Source organism: Streptomyces sp. NPDC057654, assembly GCF_042800135.1.
Classification (GTDB): Bacteria; Actinomycetota; Actinomycetes; order Streptomycetales; family Streptomycetaceae; genus Streptomyces.
This window is the reverse complement of the sequence record NZ_JBHVHQ010000070.1, coordinates 1-18237: the sequence shown is the minus strand read 5'-3', so window position 1 is coordinate 18237 and position 18237 is coordinate 1. Positions and strand designations below refer to the sequence as shown.

Here is an 18237-nt window from a genome sequence, read left to right as displayed (position 1 = left end):
CCAGTGGCCCCCTCGGCGAACTGGTGACAGTTGAACGCGCGAGTTCACCAGCCTCAGGGCCGGTCAGGGTCGGTCTTCGGCCGCAAACGACGGGTCTCAGCGTCGGCGCGCACGGTAGGAGCGGATGCGAGCGCGGTTGAGGCAAGTGGTCGAGCAGTAACGGCGGCTGCGTCCGGGCAGGGCGAGATGGGCGTCGAGACAGTCCTCGCCCTCACAGGTCCCGAGACGACGCCAGCCGCCCTGAGCGACGACTTCCATCAGGGTCGTGACGCAGCCGGCCGTCACCAGCTTGTCGGGCGCGTTCAGCGATGTCGACCAGCAGGTCCGGGCCTCATGATCGAGGTATGGCGTGAGCCGGGAGCGGACCAGGAGGTCGTTGATGACCGCCGTCCTCTCCGGCGGGCCTGCCGAGGCGAAGAGGGGCCACAGGCGGTCGGCGACGCCGATCAGCTGCCCTTCTCCGAGAGCGCTCGCTTCGGGGAGATCGGCCAGACAGCCGAGGCCGGGATACGGCTCGTCGGTCCTGGCTGCGGCTGCCCGGGGACGGCTGCCGTACCCGTTCACCAGCTCCACCAGCCAGTCAGTGGGTACATGGGGCACTGCGGTCATACCCCTCAGTCTACGGCAGTAACCGATCCACGCCGCGTCACGGTTACCACTGATGTAACCTCTACAACGCGAGTGCTGGTTACGCGACCGTTGGGCCGATGCTCGGCCCGCCGCCGAGCCCGGCGTCACCGGCCCCCTCTGCCGCCGCTTCGGCGCCCGCCAGGAGACGAAACCGTGACCGCGCGCAACGGACCTGAGGGGTCCTTTTCGCCTGTGCGACCGGGTCGTACGAGAGCCGCGACAAGCCCTCACACGACCGACGACGAGAAGGATGGAACCACATGGGCTCACGCAGCGAACACACCACTGACAGCCCCTTGGGAGCCGCGGGCGCGCTGAGTATCGGAGTCGGCGGCGGCGTGGTCAGCGGACTGTTCGGCGGCGGCAGCGGCGTCTTCTTCGTGCCCGCCCTCGACCGCTTCGCCCGCCTGCCCCGCGCAGTGGTGCACGGCACCGCGACCACCGCCAACATCGCTGTCTGCGTCGTCGGAGCCGCGGTCTACGCCCTCGCCGACGGTGCGGTCGATCTCCGCGCCGGAATCGGAATGACCATCGGCGGCATCATCGGCGGGTTCTTCGGCACCGACATCGTCTCCCGCCTGCCCGACCGCGTCCTGCGGCTGCTGTTCATCGCCGTGGTCCTCCTCACCGCCGCCAAGCTCTATCTCGACGTCGCCGGCTTCGACCCCCTCGGCGGTCACGCCGCCGTCTCTCCCGCGCTGTTGGCCAGCCTCTGGTTCGTCGTCCCGGTCACCGTGCTCGTCGGCATCGTCATCGGCGCCTGGGCCGCGGCCCTCGGTCTCGGCGGCGGACTGCTCGCCGTCCCCGCGCTCGTCGTGCTCTTCGGGGCCGACCTGCACACCGCCGCCGGAACATCCCTGCTGCTGTTCGTCCCCAATTCGGTCGTCGGAGCCGTCGTCCACCTGCGCAAGGGCACCGCCGCACCGTCCATCAGCAGCTACCTCAGCCTCGGAGCCATCCCCGGCACCGCCGCCGGAGCGCTCCTCGCGCTGGTGCTCAACAGCGACGTCCTCAGTGTCGTGTTCGCCACCTTCGCCCTCACCATGGGCGTCCGCGAGATCCTCCAGCTCACACGCCGCCAACCCGCCCCGGCGCCCGTCACCACCGAATCAAAATCCTGACAGGCCGCCCGCCGGGATACCCGCGACCTGCCGTGACGTGCTCATGGGCATGCGGCCGATGCCGACCCCGGACACCGGGTCCCGGCGCGACGACACCGTCTTCCTGCCCCTGTCACAGGGGAATGGACGGTCAAGACGGCGTACGGGCCGCCGCCAGCAAGCGGTCCGTGTCCTCCGGCCGCAGCAGCAGCGCCCGCCCCACCGTGGCCAGCACCTCCCGCTCCGCCGGCTGGTACGGGCCGTCGGCCAGCGCGATCCGCGCGCCCTGGAGCAGGATCGACTCCCGGCCCGCAGGCGCCAGGTGCGGAGCGAGCGGCTCCAGGGACTCGTGCAGCTCGATGGCGAGCGCGGTGCCGCAGGGGTCGAAGCCGTCGCGGCCGTCCGTATACGCGCCGGGGAGCCGGCCCGTATCGGCGGCGAGCGCCTCGATCAGCGTGAGCAGCTGCTCCTCGCTGCAATCGGCGTACCCGGCGGCGCGCACCGTGCCGACCGCGGCCTGACGGACGCCGCGGGCCTCCGTGCCGCCCGCGGCGAGCACGGCCAGCGCCACGGTGTGCACGGCGTCGCGCAGCATCGCCGAGAAACGGGTGGTGGTGGGGTGGTCGAGGGCGTCCAGCGAATACCGCGAGTGACAGGCCGTGCACTCGACGACCGGGCCGACCGGGCCGCGCGGCAGCAGCGGGACGCCGAAGGCGAAGAGGCGGCGGCGGCCGGTGCGGCGGTGGTAATTGCGGTCCCCGCCGCACTCGGCGCAGAAGAACTCGCCGTCGCCGACGGTGCGCCATACGGTGCGTACGCCGACAAGACAACGGTTCCGCTCGTGTCGGTCTTGCGTGTACATCACGCCGCACCTCCATAACGCCACGGCACCGTCGCCGCGTTGACGTGATGTTAGCCACATCGATGATGCCGCGTCAGCACCTCGTACGCACCCGGAGGACGGCAACGGACCGAACACCCCGTCCCGCACCCCGGAGAACGGGGGCGCGGGACGGGGTGCGGGGCGCGCGACGGTCGCCGCGTACGTCCGTCGAAGGGCAGGTCAGCCGCGGTACGCCCGGTTGACCGCGGAGACGACAGCCTTCAGGGAGGCGCGCGTCGTGTTGGGGTCGATGCCCATGCCCCACAGCACCTGGCCGCCGATCGCGCACTCGATGTACGAGGCCGCCTGGGCGCTGGCCCCCTCGCTCATCGTGTGCTCCTGGTAGTCCAGCAGCCGCGCGTCGACCCCGACGCCGGCCAGCGCGTCGAAGAACGCGGAGATCGGGCCGTTGCCGGTGCCGGTCAGCACCGTGTCCGCGCCGTCGACCACGGCCTCCACCGTCAGCGCGTCCGTGCCCTCGCTGGTCGTGGACGTCTGGGCGGCGCGCAGCGTGATGCGGCCCCACGGGTTGTTGTCCGGGGTGGGCAGGTACTCGTCCTGGAACGTGGACCAGATCGCGGCCGGGGTGACCTCGCCGCCCTCGGCGTCGGTCTTGCCCTGGATGATCCGGGAGAACTCGATCTGCATCCGGCGCGGCAGGTCCAGCTTGTGGTCGTTCTTCAGGACGTACGCGATGCCGCCCTTGCCGGACTGCGAGTTGACGCGGATGACGGCCTCGTACGAGCGGCCGACGTCCTTCGGGTCGATGGGCAGGTACGGGACCGCCCACTCCAGCTCGTCCACGCTCTTGCCCTGCTCCGCGGCCTGCGCCTCCAGGGCCTCGAAGCCCTTCTTGATGGCGTCCTGGTGGGAGCCGGAGAAGGCGGTGTAGACCAGATCGCCCGCGTACGGGTGGCGCGGGTGGATCTCCATCTGGTTGCAGTACTCGGCGGTGCGGCGGACCTCGTCGATCTGCGAGAAGTCGATCTGCGGGTCCACGCCCTGCGAGAAGAGGTTCATGCCCAGCGTGACCAGGTCCACATTGCCGGTCCGCTCGCCCTGCCCGAACAGGCAGCCCTCGATGCGGTCCGCCCCGGCCATGATCGCCAGTTCGGCGGCGGCGACCGCGGTACCGCGGTCGTTGTGCGGATGTACGGACAGGCATACGTGCTCGCGGCGGGTCAGGTTGCGCGACATCCACTCGAAGCGGTCGGCGTGCGTGGAGGGCGTCGAGCGCTCCACGGTGGCCGGCAGGTTCAGGATGATCTCGCGGCCGTCCTCGGGCTGCCAGACGTCCATGACGCCCTCGCAGACCTCCAGCGCGAAGTCCAGCTCGGTGTCCGTGAAGATCTCCGGGCTGTACTGGTAGCCGAACCGCGTCTCGTCGCCCAGGATCTTCTCGGCGTACTCCACGACCAGCCGCGTGCCGTCCACCGCGATCTGCTTGACCTGCTCGCGGGAGCCCCGGAAGACGACCCGGCGGAAGGTGGGGGCGGTGGCGTTGTACAGGTGGACGGTGGCCCGGTGCGCGCCGCGCAGCGACTGCACGGTCCGCTCGATCAGCTCCTCGCGGGCCTGCGTCAGCACGGAGATGGTGACGTCCTCCGGGATCGCGCCCTCCTCGATGATCGAGCGCACGAAATCGAAGTCCGTGGCGCCCGAGGAGGGGAAGCCGACCTCGATCTCCTTGTAGCCCATGCGCACCAGCAGGTCGAACATCTCCCGCTTGCGGGCCGGGGACATCGGGTCGATCAGCGCCTGGTTGCCGTCCCGCAGGTCCGTGGAGAGCCACCGCGGCGCGGCCGTGATGCGGTTGTCGGGCCAGGTGCGGTCGGGGATCTCGACGGCCTCGTACTGGCCGTAGCGGTGCGCCGGCATGCCGGACGGCTTCTGCTGGACCGTGGCGGCGGTGATCGGCGTGGGACGGCCGATGGCGTTGTCGGAAACAGACATCTGCGTAGGGCTCCTCGTGGGTCCTCTGGGACGGCCGACGGGTGGATTCACCGCAACACCGAACTCCGCGGGGAGGGGGTCGGCCTACGACTACAGGCCCTCGCCGCGGCAGCTAAGGAGAAGCAGCCCGAAACGCATGATGCTCAGCACCCTAACCGAGCAGTCCGGAAACCGTCGGCCCTGTATCAGTATGCGGGACGGAGTATTCGCCGGTCGAAATCCCGGGACGTACGACGGGGCGTATGACAGGGCGTACGACGGGGCGTACGACCGCCCGGATCGGGTGCCGGTCGGGTGCCGGTCAGGCCCCGGAGGGGCTCCAGTCGGGCGCCGGTCGGGCCCGGCCGGACTCCGGGCAATCCACGGCGGAAGCACAGCCGCCCGTCCCGCCGCCGGACAAGAGGAGGCCAACCACTCGATTTCACTAATCATGACGCCAGGGAGTGACAAGGCGATGACCCAGTGCCACATTTCCTCGCATGGACGCCACAACCAATCCCGTTTTCTGCACCATCGTGCCGCCACACGTCCTCGACAAGCTCGCCCGCGGCGAGGACACCACGCGCGCCGACCGGGCCGCGCGCACCATCGAACACGACGCCCTCCAGCGCACCCGCCGCCGGATCACCACGGTCCGCGCCGCGGCGGCCCCGACGGGCGCCCCCTCCGACAAGCCGCAGCGCACCATCTACGACGCCAAGAACCAGGAGACGCTGCCCGGCCGGAAGGTGCACGCCGAGACCGACAAGCCCTCCAAGGACGCCACCGTCAACCGCGCCCACGCGGGGCTCGGCGCGACCTTCGAGCTGTACCTGAAGGTCTACGGCCGGCACTCCATCGACGACTCCGGGCTGCCGCTGAACGCCACCGTCCACTACGGCGACAAGTACGACAACGCCTTCTGGGACGGCAGCCGGATGGTCTTCGGCGACGGCGACGGGGACCTGTTCCTCGACTTCACCATCCCCGTGGACGTCATCGGCCACGAGCTGACCCACGGCGTCACCCAGCACACCGCGAACCTGGAGTACTGGGCCCAGTCCGGGGCGCTCAACGAGTCCGTCTCGGATGTCTTCGGCTCGCTGATCAAGCAGTACGCGCTCGGGCAGTCCGCCGCCCAGGCCGACTGGCTCATCGGCGCTGGGCTGCTCGGCCCGGACGTGCAGGGCGAGGCGCTGCGCTCCATGAAGGCCCCGGGCACGGCGTACGACGACGACAAGCTCGGCAAGGACCCGCAGCCCGCGACGATGGACGACTACGTCAACACCTCGCGGGACAACGGCGGCGTGCACATCAACTCCGGCATCCCCAACCACGCCTTCTACCTGCTGGCCACCGAGCTCGGCGGCAACGCCTGGGAGAAGGCGGGCAAGATCTGGTACGCCACGCTGACCGGCGGGGAGCTGTCCACCGACGCCCAGTTCGCGGACTTCGCCCGGCTGACCGTGGCGAGCGCCCGTACCCTCTTCGGCGAGGGCGACGAGACGCAGACCGTCCTGAAGGCGTGGTCCCAGGTCGGGGTCCCCACCTCGTAGTGACGGACGATCCGGGACAGGATGGCCCCATGCGGATTGCCATCACCCGAACCGGCGGATTCGCCGGCATCGAGCGCCGGGCCGAGCTGGACACCACAGGGCGGCCCGACGCGGATCATCTGAAAGCCCTGGCCCACCAGGCCCTGAGCGGGTGCTCCAGCGGACCCCCGCGCGGCGTGCCGGACGGTTTCCACTACGAGATCACCGTCGACGGCCGCACGGCCCACTGCTCGGACCCGCACCTCACCGAGCACCAACGGGAGCTCATCCAGCGCGTGTTGAAGGAAGGCGCGTAGGTAGGCGCGTAGGTAGGCGCATAGCAAGGCGCGTAGGTGAGCGCGTAGCAGACGCGCTTGACGGCGTGCAGCCGGCGCCGCACCGGAGCGGCCGGAAAGAAGAACCATCCTCACCTCTTGACACCTCTCCCCGCGCCCCAGACGATCGCGCTCTCCGATCGGCAGGGGGCAACACCGGTGTCAGCATCTTCTCCACGGCCGCTTCCGGACCTCCCGCGGGACTTCCTGTGGGGCGTCTCCACCTCCGCGCACCAGATCGAGGGCGCGCTGCGCGAGGACGGCCGCACGCCCTCCGCCTGGGACGTCTTCGCCGCCGAGGCCGGCCGGATCAAGGACGGCAAGGACGCGTCGGTCGCCTGCGACCACTACCACCGCCACCGCGAGGACGTCGCCCTGCTGGCCGGGCTCGGCGTCGGCGCGTACCGCTTCTCGCTCTCCTGGTCCCGCGTGCACCCCGACGGCCGCGGCCCCGTCAACAAGGCCGGTCTCGACTTCTACGACCGGCTCGTCGACGAGCTGCTCGCGGCGGGCGTACGGCCCGTGCCGACCCTCTTCCACTGGGACACGCCGCAGGCCCTGGAGGAGCGCGGCGGCTGGCTCGTACGGGACACCGCGCACCGCTTCGCCGCGTACGCGGACACCGTCGCCGAGCGGCTCGGGGACCGCGTCGACATGTGGATCACCATCAACGAGCCCGCCGAACTCACCCTGCTCGGCTACGGGCTGGGCGAGCACGCCCCCGGCAGGCAGCTGCTCTTCGACGCGCTGCCCGCCGCCCACCACCAGCTGCTCGGGCACGGGCTGGCCGTGCAGGCGCTGCGGGCGCGCGGGGCCCGTTCCATCGGAATCGCCAACTCGCACGGGCCCACCTGGGCGGCCTCCGACGACACCGCCGACCGCGAGGCCGCGGACCTCTACGACCTGCTCCTGAACCGGCTGTTCGCCGAGCCGGTCCTGCTCGGCCGGTATCCCGACGAGGGCATCGCCGACGCCATGCCCGGCCCCGTCGAGGAGGACCTCAAGACCATCGCGGAGCCGCTGGACTGGTACGGCGTCAACTACTACCAGCCCACCCTCGTCGGCGCGCCCGACCCGGCGGCCGAGGACGGCAGCGACTACGCGGGCATCGCGCTCCCCGCCGAACTCCCCTTCTCGCTCAAGGAGATCGAGGGCCGTCCACGCACCGGCTTCGGCTGGCCCGTCGTCCCCGAAGGGCTCACCGAACTGCTGACCGGCTACCGCGACCGCTACGGCGACCGGCTGCCGCCCGTGTACATCACCGAGAACGGCTGCGCGTACGACGGCATCGCCGACCAGGCCCGTATCGACTTCCTGGACGGCCATCTGCGGGCGCTGCACCGGGCGATGGAGGCGGGCGTCGACGTCCGGGGGTACTTCGTCTGGTCCCTGATGGACAACTTCGAGTGGGCCGCCGGGTACGAGCAGCGCTTCGGCCTCGTCCACATCGACTACGCCACCCAGACCCGCACCCCCAAGGACTCGTACCACTGGCTGCGGAACACGATACGGGCGCACGCTCGGGCGGAGCGTTGACGGACGCGCTCGCCGCGCCCACGAGCGAGGTCGGGCGCGGCTGGACCGCCTCGCTCTCGCTCGCCAACGGCGCGGTCTGGGCGGGCTGGTTCGGACCCCTCCAGGTGCTGCTGGCCCTCCAGGCCGCCGAGGTCGCCCCCGGCCACAAGGCGGCGGCCCTCGCCTGGGTGACCGGCTCCGGCGCGGCCGTCTCCCTCGTCGCCAACCCGCTCTTCGGGGCGCTCTCCGACCGTACGGCCTCGCGCTACGGCCGCCGCACGCCCTGGGTCGCCGTCGGCGTGCTCGGCGGGGCCGCCGGGCTCGCCGTGCTCGCCTCCGCCACGACGCTCACCGTCATGATCGCGGGCTGGTGCCTGGTCCAGCTCGCCCTGAACGCCGCGTTCGCCGCGCTCACCGCCGCCGTCCCGGACCGGGTGCCGCACCGGCAGCGCGGCACGGTCGGCGGCTGGCTGGGCGCCGCGCAGATCCTGGGCGTCCTGGCCGGGACGGGGCTGGCCACGGCCGCGGGCGGCGACTCGGCCGGCTATCTGGCCTGCGCGGCCTTCACGGTCCTCGGCGCCCTCCCGTATCTGCTGCGCCCCCGCGACGTCGTGCTCCCCCGCGAGCTGCGCCCGCCCTTCCGGCTACGGGCGTTCGCCGCCGGCTTCCGGCTGAGCCCGCGCGCCCATCCGGACCTGGCGTGGGCGTGGCTGACCCGCTTCCTGATCAACCTGGGCAACTCGATCGCCCTGCTGTATCTCCTGTACTTCCTGCGGGACGTCGTGCGCTACGCGGGCGACGCCGAGGACGGCGTGCTGATCCTCACCGCCGTCAACAGCGCGGCGCTGCTCGCCACGGTCGTCGCCGCGGGCGTCCGCTCCGACCGTACGGACCGCCGCAAGCCGTACGTGACCTGGGCCGGAGTCCTCATCGCCGGGTCCGCGCTGCTGCTGGCCTGCTGGCAGACCTGGACCGGCGCGCTGGTCGCGGCGGCGGTGCTGGGCGTCGGCTTCGGGGTGTTCACGTCCGTCGACTTCGCGCTGATCACGGATGTGCTGCCGACCGCCGCGGACCGCGGCAAGGACCTCGGCGTGGTCAACATCGCCAACTCGCTGCCCCAGGTCCTCGCCCCCGCCCTGGCCGCGCCGGTCGTCACGCATCTCGGCGGCTACCGGGTGCTGTACGTCCTGGCGGCGGCGGTGGTGCTGGCGGGCGCGGCGGGGGTGCACCGCATCCGCGGGGTGGACTGAGGACCCCGGGCCGGGCCCTCGCGTGAGCCTCCGGTCAATTCCGGGGCTCAGAAGCCGAGCTTGCGCAGCTGCTTCGGGTCCCGCTGCCAGTCCTTGGCCACCTTCACATGCAGGTCGAGGAAGACCGGGGTGCCGAGCAGCGCCTCGATGTGCTTGCGCGACCGCATGCCGACGTCCTTGAGGCGGGCGCCCTTGGGGCCGATGATGATGCCCTTCTGGCTGGGCCGCTCGATGTAGACATTGGCGTGGATGTCGAGCAGCGGCTTGTTCTCGGGGCGGCCCTCGCGCGGGATCATCTCCTCGACCACGACGGCGATGGAGTGCGGCAGTTCGTCCCGTACGCCCTCCAGCGCGGCCTCCCTGATCAGCTCGGCGACCATGACCTGCTCGGGCTCGTCGGTGAGGTCGCCCTCCGGGTAGAGCGGCGGGCTCTCCGGCAGCAGCGGAACGAGCAGGTCGGACAGGAGCGACACCTGCTTGTCGCCCACCGCCGACACCGGGATGATCTCCGCCCACTCGATGCCCAGCTCCTGGCCGAGCTTGTCCACGGCGAGCAGCTGCTCGGCGAGCGCCTTGGACTCCACGAGGTCGGTCTTGGTGACGATCGCGACCTTCGGGGTCTTCTTGATCTTGGCCAGCTCGGCGGCGATGAACCGGTCGCCGGGCCCGAGCTTCTGGTCGGCGGGCAGGCAGAACCCGATCACGTCGACCTCGGCCCACGTGGTCCGCACGACGTCGTTGAGCCGCTCGCCGAGCAGCGTGCGCGGCTTGTGCAGACCGGGCGTGTCCACGAGGACGAGCTGGGCGTCGGGCCGGTGCACGATGCCGCGGACGGTGTGCCGGGTGGTCTGCGGACGGCTGGAGGTGATCGCGACCTTCGTCCCCACCAGTGCGTTGGTCAGGGTCGACTTGCCCGCGTTGGGGCGGCCGACGAAGCACGCGAAGCCCGCGCGATGGGGGGCCTGGGTCGGGGATGAGGCGTTATCCATAGGGGATATTCTCCCCGATCCCCCGACCGCCGCCGACCAGCGCGGCGGGGAGGGCGGGGCCGGCGCGTACGGGGAGCGGCTGCCGGGGCGGGCGGGACCGGCGCGTACGGGAGCGGCTGGGGGCGGTCGCTGTCAGCCGAGCGCGTCCGCGCCCTCGGTGCGCGCCCTGCGGCGCTCGGCGCGGGCCGTGACGGACGCGAAGGCCGTGACGGCCACGGACGCCAGGACCAGGACGGCGGCGACGAGGACCAGCCAGTCGGTGCCGTGACCGCGTGCCCAGTCCGTGATCAGCCCGGCCCACAGCAGCAGAGCGGCTGCCCCGAGCCGCCACGGCAGCAGCGCCTGGATCCGCGCGGCGATCCGTCCGGAGCCGCGCTCGGCGTCCAGGTACCGCACGCCCTCGGGGCACAGCACGAACATCCAGGCCAGCGTCCACCAGGCGAAGCCGTCGCCGAGTGCGAAGTCGACGAAGACGCTCACGGTCAGGATCGTGCCGCCGACGATCAGCCCCCAGCCCGCCACCAGCGACCATGTGCCCTTCGGCGTCGAACCCACGGCGCTCATCCAGCCGTCACCGTCCGCCGCGGCGTGCCGTCCGGGCTCGCGAGCACGACCGGCGTCTCGGCCCCGCCGAGGTCCCGTACGGCCGCGCGGTCCGCGTCGGACACGGCGTCGGCGGCGGTGACCACGGCCGCGGCCTCCAGTGACGTCGCGCCGCTGGCGACGGCCATCGCGACAGCGGTTTGCAGGGCGCTCAGCGCGAGCGAGTCGAGGGCGACGGTCCCGGCCACGTACGTACGGCCCGTCTCGTCGCGCACGGCCGCGCCCTCGGGCACCGCGTTGCGGGCGCGGGTGGCGCGGGCCAGCGTGATGAGCTTGAGGTCCTCGGGGTCCAAGGGCGTGTTGTCCGTCATACGGCGAGCATAGTTGCGTACGCGACGGGCCCGGCCCCCGATCCCGGACCACTGGCCCCGGACCGTCAGGCCCCCGGCTCCGCTTCCCGCACATGGAGCGTACGGACCGGCTCGACCAGCACCGTGACGATGCGGTTGCGACGGCCGGCCGGGGACTCGGCCGTCAGCCGCAGGGCGCGCAGCCCCGGATCGGTGGCGTCCTCCGTGAGGTCCACCTCCGCCGTGGCCCCCGCGATCGGGACCCGCCCCAGCGACTTGGCCAGCAGCCCGCCGACCGTCTCCACGTCCTCGTCGTCCAGCTCCAGGCCGTACAGCTCGCCGAGGTCGCCGATGTCGAGGCGGGCCGTCACCCGGTACGTACCGTCGCCGAGGTCCTCGACCGGCGGCAGTTCACGGTCGTACTCGTCGGTGATCTCGCCGACGATCTCCTCCAGGATGTCCTCGATCGTGACGATGCCCGCCGTGCCGCCGTACTCGTCGATGACGACGGCGCAGTGGTTGCGCTGCACCTGCATCTCGCGCAGCAGATCGCCCGCGTTCTTGGTGTCGGGCACGAAGACCGCCGGCCGCATCGCCGTCGAGACCAGCTCCGACTCCGCGTCCCGGCTGATGTGCGTCTTGCGGGCGAGATCCTTGAGATAGACGACGCCGACGATGTCGTCCTCGCTCTCACCGGTGACCGGTATGCGCGAGAACCCGCTGCGCAGCGCCAGCGTCAGCGCCTGCCGGATGGTCTTGCCGCGCTCGATGACGACGAGGTCGGTGCGCGGCACCATCACCTCGCGCACCAGCGTGTCGCCGAGCTCGAAGACGGAGTGCACCATGCGGCGCTCGTCGTCCTCGATGAGCGACTCCTTCTCCGCGAGGTCGACCATGGCCCGCAGTTCGGCCTCGGAGGCGAACGGGCCCTTGCGGAACCCCTTGCCGGGGGTGAGCGCGTTGCCGAGGAGGATGAGGAGCTGCGGGATGGGGCCCATGACGCGGGCGAGCGGCAGCAGGACGTACGCGGCGGCGGTCGCGGTGTTCACCGGGTGCTGGCGGCCGATGGTGCGCGGGGAGACGCCGACGGCGACGTACGAGACGAGGACCATGACGGCCATGGCCAGGACGAGCGCCTCCCAGGTGCGGTCGAACTCGCCCAGGAACACGTAGGTGACGAGCACCCCGGACGCCATCTCGCAGGCGACGCGCACCAGCAGCGCCACGTTGAGATAGCGGGTGGGGTCGGCGGCGACGGCCATCAGCTTCGCGCTGCCGCGCCGCCCGGACCGTACGGCCTCCTCGGCGCGGAACCGCGTCGTACGGGCCAGGCCGGCCTCCGCGCAGGCGGCGAGCCAGGCGACGACGACCAGCAGGACCGCGACGGCCAGCAGTTGAGCGGTCACGTGAACGTGGGGGCCGGGGAGGGCCCTTCGATGCCGCGCTCACCGCGCCAGCCGTCGATGATCGCGGCCTGGAGACCGAACATCTCGGTCTTCTCCTCCGGCTCCTCGTGGTCGTAGCCGAGCAGGTGGAGGACTCCGTGCACGGTCAGAAGCTGGAGCTCCTCGTCCATGGAGTGTCCGGTCGGCGCCTCCTCGCCCTGCCGCTTGGCGACCTCCGGGCAGAGCACGATGTCGCCGAGCAGCCCCTGCGGCGGCTCCTCCTCGTCCTTGGCGGGCGGCCGCAGCTCGTCCATCGGGAAGGACATGACATCGGTGGGACCGGGCAGGTCCATCCACTGGATGTGCAGCTGCTCCATGGCGTCGGCGTCGACGACGATGACCGAGAGCTCGGAGAGCGGGTGGATACGCATCCGGGCCAGGGCGTAGCGGGCGACGTCCAGCACCGCCTGCTCGTCGATGTCCGTACCGGATTCGTTGTTGACGTCGATCGCCATGGTGCTCAGTTTTTACCTTCGTCGGGTGTCACAGGCCGCTGCGGATGTCACAGACTGCTGCTGGTGTCACAGGCCGTTTCGGCTGTCGTACTGCTCGTACGCGTCGACGATACGGCCCACCAGCTTGTGGCGGACCACGTCGGTGCTGGTGAGGCGCGAGAAATGCACGTCCTCGACGCCGTCCAGGATCTCCTGGACCTGGCGCAGTCCGCTCTTCGTGCCGTTCGGCAGGTCGATCTGGGTGATGTCGCCGGTGATCACGATCTTGGAGTCGAAGCCGAGCCGGGTGAGGAACATCTTCATCTGCTCGGCGCTGGTGTTCTGCGCCTCGTCCAGGATGATGAACGCGTCATTGAGGGTCCGGCCGCGCATGTATGCCAGCGGTGCGACCTCGATCGTGCCCGCCGCCATCAGGCGCGGGATCGAGTCCGGGTCGAGCATGTCGTGCAGCGCGTCGTAGAGCGGGCGCAGATACGGGTCGATCTTCTCGTAGAGCGTGCCGGGCAGGAAGCCGAGCCGCTCCCCCGCCTCGACGGCCGGGCGGGTCAGGATGATCCGGTTGACCTGCTTGGACTGGAGAGCCTGCACGGCCTTGGCCATGGCCAGATAGGTCTTGCCGGTGCCCGCGGGGCCGATGCCGAAGACGACGGTGTGCTTGTCGATGGCGTCGACATAGCGCTTCTGGTTGAGCGTCTTGGGGCGGATCGTGCGGCCGCGGCTGGAGAGGATGTTCTGGCTGAGGACCTCCGCCGGGGTCTCCGCGGGCCCCTCCCCGTTCGCACTCTCCTGGAGCATGGCGATCGACCGTTCCACTGCGTCCTCCGTCATCGGCTGACCGGTGCGGAGCACCAGCATCATCTCGTCGAAGACGCGCTGTACGAGGGCGACTTCCTTCGGGTCCCCGGTAGCGCTTACTTCATTGCCCCGTACATGAATGTCCGTGGACGGGAACGCCTTCTCGATCACGCGCAGGAGCGAGTCCCCGGAGCCCAGGACCGTGACCATGGGGTGCTTGGCCGGAACGGTGAAGTGGGCGCTCGCCTGCTGTTGCGTCGGTGTCTGAGTCATGGGCCGGCTCTCTGGCCTGCTCATCCCTCTTTCTGTGCTCGACAGCCTTGGGATACCAAGGGTACGACGGTGCACTGACAAGGCCGAGGTGTTTTATGCGCCTGCCGCCGGGGGCCGGGCGCAGCCGCCGCCGGGCCCCGTACGGCCTCACCGCCCGCGCCCCCTCACTGCCCGCGCCGCCTCACTGCCCCCGCCCCCTCACTGCCCCCGCCCCCTCACTGCCTGCGGAACCCGATCGTCGGCACCGCCCGCACCAGCGGCCAGGGCCGCGCCGCAGCCGGCAGTATCCCGTCCAGGAAGGCATAGCGGCGCAGCGCCGCCGGGTCCTGGTCGTCGTACGACTTCACGTGCTGCCACCACGCGGCGATCTCCACCCACCCCGGCGCGGACAGCGAGCCGCCGAATTCCTGTACGGACAGGGCGGCGGTCAGCCCCGCGAAGGCGAGCCGGTCCGCGAGCGGCCAGTCGGCGAGCGTCCCGGTGACGAAGCCCGCGACGAACACGTCCCCGGCGCCGGTCGGGTCCAGCGCCTCCACGGCGATGGCCGGGACCTCGGCGGTCTCGCCCGTACGGCCGTCCGCCGCGTACGCGCCCTCCGAGCCGAGCGTGACGACGGCCAGCGGCACCTTGTCGGCGAGCGCGCGGGCGGCGGCGCGCGGGCAGTCGGTGCGGGTGTAGCGCATGGCCTCCTCGGCGTTGGGGAGGAACGCCTCGCAGTGCTGGAGGTCGGCGAGATCGTCCGGGTCCCAACGGCCACTGTCGTCCCAGCCGACGTCCGCGAAGATCCGGCTCCCCCGGCGCGCCGCGTGCGCCAGCCACTCCTCGCGCTTGCCGGGCTCCAGCAGGCTGACGCAGGCGCGGGCGGGCGGCGGGCAGACGGGCGCGGGCTCGTCCGGCGGCGGGGCCTCGTGGCCGTGGGAGACCATGGTCCGCTCGCCCTCGTACGCCATGGAGACGGTCACCGGGGAGTGCCAGCCCGGGACCGTGCGCGACGGCTCCAGGTCGATGCCCTCGCCCCGGGAGAGCGCGTCCCAGCAGTACTCGCCGTACATGTCGTCGCCGAACGCGGCGGCCAGCGACGTCCGCAGCCCGAGCCGGGCCAGGGCGGTCGCCATATTGGCGACGCCGCCGGGGCTGGAGCCCATGCCGCGCGCCCAGGACTCGGTGCCGCGCACGGGGGCGGAGTCCAGACCGGTGAAGATGATGTCGAGGAAGACGGTGCCGGTGAGATACACGTCGGTCGCGGGGTCGCGGTCGGAGCGGACCTCCGCCAGCGGGTCGAGAACCGGATGGCACCCGGCCCGCGCCGCGGGCCCGCCCGCCTCATGGTGCCGCGCGCCGCTCGCCGGCCGGTCTCCGTCGCCAAATGTCACGGTGCGCTCCCCGACGCTCAGTGCGTCTCGTCGTGTCGTGCCGCCGGGCTTCCGCGATGGTGCGCGCCGTCGGTCACGTCTGCGGTCCTGTCCGCTGCCTTGTCTGCTGTCCTACCCGCGCCCCGGCGGCGCCCTCTCCCTCGGTCCGGATCGCCGTCCGGCCCCGTCCGGATCCACGTCCTGCCCGTGGTCCGGCCCGTGACCTCGCCTGGTCGCTGCTACGCGGGTTCGGACAGTGTGCCCGATGCTGCGGTACGTTCCGGGCATGAGGTTGACGATTCTGGGCGGTGGCGGTTTCCGCGTGCCGCTCGTACACCGGGCCTTGCTGGACGACGCTCGGCGCGACGCGCCCGGCCGCTGCACCGAACTGGTGCTGTACGACACGGATTCCGAGCGGCTGCGCGTCATCGAGTCCGTACTGGCGGCGCAGTCCGCGGGCGTGCCCGGCGCGCCCGTCGTGCGCCTCGCCGACACGCTCGACGACGCGCTGCGCGGCACGGACTTCATCTTCTCGGCGATCCGGGTGGGCGGCACCGCGGGCCGGGTGCGGGACGAGCGGATCCCGCTCTCCGAGGGCGTGTTGGGCCAGGAGACCGTGGGCGCGGGCGGTGTGCTGTACGGGCTGCGGACGATCCTGGTCGCCCTGGAGATCGCGGAACGGGCCGCGGCCGTGGCCCCCGACGCGTGGCTGATCAACTTCACCAACCCGGCGGGCATGGTCACCGAGGCCATGACGGCCGTGCTGGGCGAGCGGGTCATCGGCATCTGCGACTCGCCGGTCGGCCTGGTGCGGCGGGCGTCCCGCGCGCTCGGCGTGGACCCGAACGCGGTCAGCTACGACTATGTGGGCCTCAACCACCTCGGCTGGCTGCGGTCCCTGCGGTTCGAGGGCCGCGACCTGCTGCCGGACCTGCTCGCCGACTCCGCCGCGCTGGGCGCGTTCGAGGAGGGCAAGCTGTTCGGGGCCGAGTGGCTCCAGGCACTCGGCGCGCTGCCCAACGAGTATCTGCACTACTACTACTTCCGCCGCGAGACGCTGCGCTCGGTGACCGAGTCGGTCAAGACCCGCGGCGAGTTCCTGGACGGGCAGCAGGGCGCGTTCTTCGCGGAGGCCGCGGACCGGCGGCCGGAGCAGGCGTACGAACTGTGGGAGCGGACGCGGCTCCAGCGCGAGGAGACGTATATGTCCGAGAGCCGGGCGGCGAGCGGGGGTTGGGAGCGCGACTCCTGCGACCTCGACGGCGGCGGCTACGACCAGGTGGCGCTGGCGCTGATGCGGGCGATCTCGCGGAACGAGCACGCGCGTCTCATTCTCAATGTCCCCAACGGCACGACCGTTCCGCAGCTGGCGCCCGACGCGGTCATCGAGACGGTGTGCGAGGTGGGCGAGGACGGGGCGCGCCCGCTGCCGTGCGCGCCGCTGCGGGAGGACCAGCTCGGGCTGATGCTCCAGCTCAAGGCCGTGGAACGGGCGTCGATCGAGGCGGCGGTGTACAAGGACCGGGACGCGGCGCTGCGGGCCCTGGCCCTGCATCCGCTGGTCGACTCCCCGGCGGTGGCCGCCCGCATCCTGGAACGGGCGTCCACGACCTGAGCGGTGCTCTGTGCGGGGCGGCGCAGAGCACCGCCCCGCTCCCGGGGTCAGTGCCCCCGCGCCACCCACTCCGCCAGGTGCGGGGCCTCGGCGCCGACCGAGGTCGCCTCGCCGTGCCCCGTACGGACGACGGTCTCCGCGGGCAGCGTCAGCAGCCGCTCCCGGATCGACTCGACGATCGTCGGGAAACTGGAGAAGGACCGGCCGGTGGCCCCCGGCCCGCCGTTGAACAGCGTGTCGCCGGTGAAGACGGCGCTCAGCGCGGGCGCGTACAGGCAGACCGCGCCGGGCGCGTGGCCGGGCGTGTGCAGCACGGTCAGCCCGACGCCCGCGACGGTCAGGGTCTGGCCGTCCGTGAGCCAGCCGTCCGGGGAGCGGTCCGGGTGGGTCTGCTGCCACAGCGGCAGATCGTCGGCGTGCAGCAGGATCGGCGCGCCGGTGCGGTCCGCGAGGGCGGGGGCCGCGTCGATATGGTCGTTGTGCGCGTGGGTGCAGACGATCGCGCGGAGCGTACGGCCGCCGAGCGCGTCGGCGATGGCGTCGGCGTCGTGGGCGGCGTCGATGACGATCGCCTCGTGGTCGTCGCCGATGATCCACACGTTGTTGTCGACGTCCCAGGTGCCGCCGTCGAGCGAGAACGTGCCGGAGGTGACGAGATGGTCGACGCGGACGCGGGGGCCGCTCTCGGAGGTGGCCTCGGCGCGGGCCTTGGGATCGGCCGCCATCAGAAGACCACCACCGAGCGCAGCACATCGCCCTGGTGCATCCGCTCGAACGCCTTCTCCACGTCGTCGATGCCGATGGTCTCCGTGACGAACGCGCCGAGGTCGAGCCGCCCCTGCTGGTGCAGGTCGACGAGCATCGGGAAGTCGCGGGAGGGCAGGCAGTCGCCGTACCAGGAGGACTTGAGCGCGCCGCCGCGCCCGAAGACGTCGAGCAGCGGCAGTTCCAGCTTCATCTCGGGCGTCGGGACGCCGACCAGGACGACGGTGCCGGCGAGGTCGCGGGCGTAGAAGGCCTGCTCGTACGTCTCGGGGCGGCCGACCGCGTCGATGACGACGTCCGCGCCGAAGCCGCCGGTCAGCTCGCGGATGGCGGCGACGGGGTCGCCGGACTTCGAGTTGACGGCGTGGGTGGCGCCCATCGACTTCGCGGTCTCCAGCTTCCGGTCGTCGATGTCGACGGCGATGATGCGGGCGGCCCCGGCGAGCCGGGCGCCGGCGATGGCGGCGTCCCCGAC

Annotated in this window: 18 protein-coding genes; 6 read left to right on the top strand and 12 right to left on the bottom strand. The window is 71.7% G+C overall.

The window, feature by feature from the left end; genetic code table 11:
* Positions 1-96: 96 nt before the first annotated feature.
* Entirely contained in the window at positions 97-609 is a 513-nt protein-coding gene (locus ACFU99_RS08855; protein WP_384387896.1) for a CGNR zinc finger domain-containing protein, read from the bottom strand.
* 281 nt (positions 610-890) lie between these two features.
* Here ACFU99_RS08855 and ACFU99_RS08850 point away from each other — a divergent pair, with 281 nt between their 5' ends.
* Positions 891-1751, top strand: a complete 861-nt coding sequence (locus ACFU99_RS08850) for a TSUP family transporter (RefSeq protein WP_384387893.1) — start codon at positions 891-893, stop codon at positions 1749-1751.
* 130 nt (positions 1752-1881) lie between these two features.
* Here the strand turns inward: ACFU99_RS08850 and ACFU99_RS08845 are convergent, their stop codons facing one another.
* Positions 1882-2592 carry a TerB family tellurite resistance protein gene (locus ACFU99_RS08845; protein ID WP_384387890.1) on the bottom strand — a complete coding sequence of 237 codons (711 nt, stop codon included), beginning with the start codon at positions 2590-2592 and terminating at the stop codon, positions 1882-1884.
* A gap of 201 nt (positions 2593-2793) precedes the next feature.
* Positions 2794-4566 carry a 2-isopropylmalate synthase gene (gene leuA / locus ACFU99_RS08840; RefSeq protein ID WP_384387887.1) on the bottom strand — a complete coding sequence of 591 codons (1773 nt, stop codon included), beginning with the start codon at positions 4564-4566 and terminating at the stop codon, positions 2794-2796.
* Between the two features lie 479 nt (positions 4567-5045).
* On the opposite strand from leuA, the gene ACFU99_RS08835 reads away from it, so the two are divergent.
* From ACFU99_RS08835 to ACFU99_RS08820, 4 genes are all read left to right on the top strand, one after another.
* The gene (locus ACFU99_RS08835) at positions 5046-6101 is read left to right on the top strand and encodes a M4 family metallopeptidase (RefSeq protein WP_384387884.1); all 1056 of its coding nucleotides are present in this window, start codon (positions 5046-5048) and stop codon (positions 6099-6101) included.
* A gap of 29 nt (positions 6102-6130) precedes the next feature.
* Positions 6131-6397 (top strand): protealysin inhibitor emfourin, encoded by a 267-nt coding sequence (locus tag ACFU99_RS08830; RefSeq protein WP_384387881.1) that lies wholly within the window; start codon positions 6131-6133, stop codon positions 6395-6397.
* A 177-nt stretch (positions 6398-6574) separates the two neighbouring features.
* Positions 6575-7951, top strand: a complete 1377-nt coding sequence (locus ACFU99_RS08825; protein WP_384387878.1) for a GH1 family beta-glucosidase — start codon at positions 6575-6577, stop codon at positions 7949-7951.
* Positions 7948-9180, top strand: a complete 1233-nt coding sequence (locus ACFU99_RS08820; protein ID WP_384387875.1) for an MFS transporter — start codon at positions 7948-7950, stop codon at positions 9178-9180. Before ACFU99_RS08825 ends, ACFU99_RS08820 begins: the two co-directional genes overlap by 4 nt.
* 47 nt (positions 9181-9227) lie before the next feature.
* Here the strand turns inward: ACFU99_RS08820 and era are convergent, their stop codons facing one another.
* From era to ACFU99_RS08785, 7 genes are all read right to left on the bottom strand, one after another.
* Positions 9228-10169 carry a GTPase Era gene (gene era, locus ACFU99_RS08815; RefSeq protein ID WP_384387872.1) on the bottom strand — a complete coding sequence of 314 codons (942 nt, stop codon included), beginning with the start codon at positions 10167-10169 and terminating at the stop codon, positions 9228-9230.
* Between the two features lie 132 nt (positions 10170-10301).
* Entirely contained in the window at positions 10302-10733 is a 432-nt protein-coding gene (locus ACFU99_RS08810) for a hypothetical protein (RefSeq protein WP_384387870.1), read from the bottom strand.
* Positions 10730-11083 (bottom strand): cytidine deaminase, encoded by a 354-nt coding sequence (locus ACFU99_RS08805; protein WP_384387867.1) that lies wholly within the window; start codon positions 11081-11083, stop codon positions 10730-10732. The genes ACFU99_RS08810 and ACFU99_RS08805 overlap by 4 nt, the downstream gene beginning before the upstream one ends.
* A 65-nt stretch (positions 11084-11148) precedes the next feature.
* Complete coding sequence (locus ACFU99_RS08800; RefSeq protein ID WP_384387864.1) at positions 11149-12468, bottom strand: hemolysin family protein; 1320 nt, start codon at positions 12466-12468, stop codon at positions 11149-11151.
* Positions 12465-12962, bottom strand: a complete 498-nt coding sequence (ybeY, locus tag ACFU99_RS08795) for an rRNA maturation RNase YbeY (RefSeq protein WP_384387862.1) — start codon at positions 12960-12962, stop codon at positions 12465-12467. Before ybeY ends, ACFU99_RS08800 begins: the two co-directional genes overlap by 4 nt.
* Before the next feature lie 66 nt (positions 12963-13028).
* Complete coding sequence (locus tag ACFU99_RS08790) at positions 13029-14030, bottom strand: PhoH family protein (protein WP_384387859.1); 1002 nt, start codon at positions 14028-14030, stop codon at positions 13029-13031.
* A 215-nt stretch (positions 14031-14245) separates the two neighbouring features.
* The gene (locus tag ACFU99_RS08785) at positions 14246-15304 is read right to left on the bottom strand and encodes a carbohydrate kinase family protein (protein WP_384387899.1); all 1059 of its coding nucleotides are present in this window, start codon (positions 15302-15304) and stop codon (positions 14246-14248) included.
* A gap of 364 nt (positions 15305-15668) precedes the next feature.
* On the opposite strand from ACFU99_RS08785, the gene ACFU99_RS08780 reads away from it, so the two are divergent.
* Positions 15669-16997, top strand: a complete 1329-nt coding sequence (locus tag ACFU99_RS08780) for a 6-phospho-beta-glucosidase (RefSeq protein WP_384387856.1) — start codon at positions 15669-15671, stop codon at positions 16995-16997.
* 47 nt (positions 16998-17044) lie between these two features.
* Here ACFU99_RS08780 and ACFU99_RS08775 read toward each other — a convergent pair whose 3' ends face one another.
* On the bottom strand, positions 17045-17722 hold the full coding sequence (locus ACFU99_RS08775) for an MBL fold metallo-hydrolase (RefSeq protein ID WP_384387854.1): 678 nt from the start codon (positions 17720-17722) through the stop codon (positions 17045-17047).
* A partial coding sequence (locus ACFU99_RS08770; RefSeq protein ID WP_384387851.1) for a zinc-binding dehydrogenase occupies positions 17722-18237 on the bottom strand: 516 nt, incomplete at its 5' end. The genes ACFU99_RS08775 and ACFU99_RS08770, both read right to left, overlap by 1 nt.

Coding starts and splice junctions, on each gene's coding strand:
- ACFU99_RS08835 (WP_384387884.1), top strand. CDS start 5,046: ATGGACGCCACAACCAATCCCGTTTTCTGCACCATCGTGCCGCCACAC.
- ACFU99_RS08845 (WP_384387890.1), bottom strand. CDS start 2,592: ATGTACACGCAAGACCGACACGAGCGGAACCGTTGTCTTGTCGGCGTA.
- ACFU99_RS08775 (WP_384387854.1), bottom strand. CDS start 17,722: ATGGCGGCCGATCCCAAGGCCCGCGCCGAGGCCACCTCCGAGAGCGGC.
- ybeY (WP_384387862.1), bottom strand. CDS start 12,962: ATGGCGATCGACGTCAACAACGAATCCGGTACGGACATCGACGAGCAG.
- ACFU99_RS08805 (WP_384387867.1), bottom strand. CDS start 11,083: ATGACGGACAACACGCCCTTGGACCCCGAGGACCTCAAGCTCATCACG.
- ACFU99_RS08830 (WP_384387881.1), top strand. CDS start 6,131: ATGCGGATTGCCATCACCCGAACCGGCGGATTCGCCGGCATCGAGCGC.
- leuA (WP_384387887.1), bottom strand. CDS start 4,566: ATGTCTGTTTCCGACAACGCCATCGGCCGTCCCACGCCGATCACCGCC.
- ACFU99_RS08855 (WP_384387896.1), bottom strand. CDS start 609: ATGACCGCAGTGCCCCATGTACCCACTGACTGGCTGGTGGAGCTGGTG.
- era (WP_384387872.1), bottom strand. CDS start 10,169: ATGGATAACGCCTCATCCCCGACCCAGGCCCCCCATCGCGCGGGCTTC.
- ACFU99_RS08780 (WP_384387856.1), top strand. CDS start 15,669: ATGAGGTTGACGATTCTGGGCGGTGGCGGTTTCCGCGTGCCGCTCGTA.
- ACFU99_RS08810 (WP_384387870.1), bottom strand. CDS start 10,733: ATGAGCGCCGTGGGTTCGACGCCGAAGGGCACATGGTCGCTGGTGGCG.
- ACFU99_RS08850 (WP_384387893.1), top strand. CDS start 891: ATGGGCTCACGCAGCGAACACACCACTGACAGCCCCTTGGGAGCCGCG.
- ACFU99_RS08790 (WP_384387859.1), bottom strand. CDS start 14,030: ATGACTCAGACACCGACGCAACAGCAGGCGAGCGCCCACTTCACCGTT.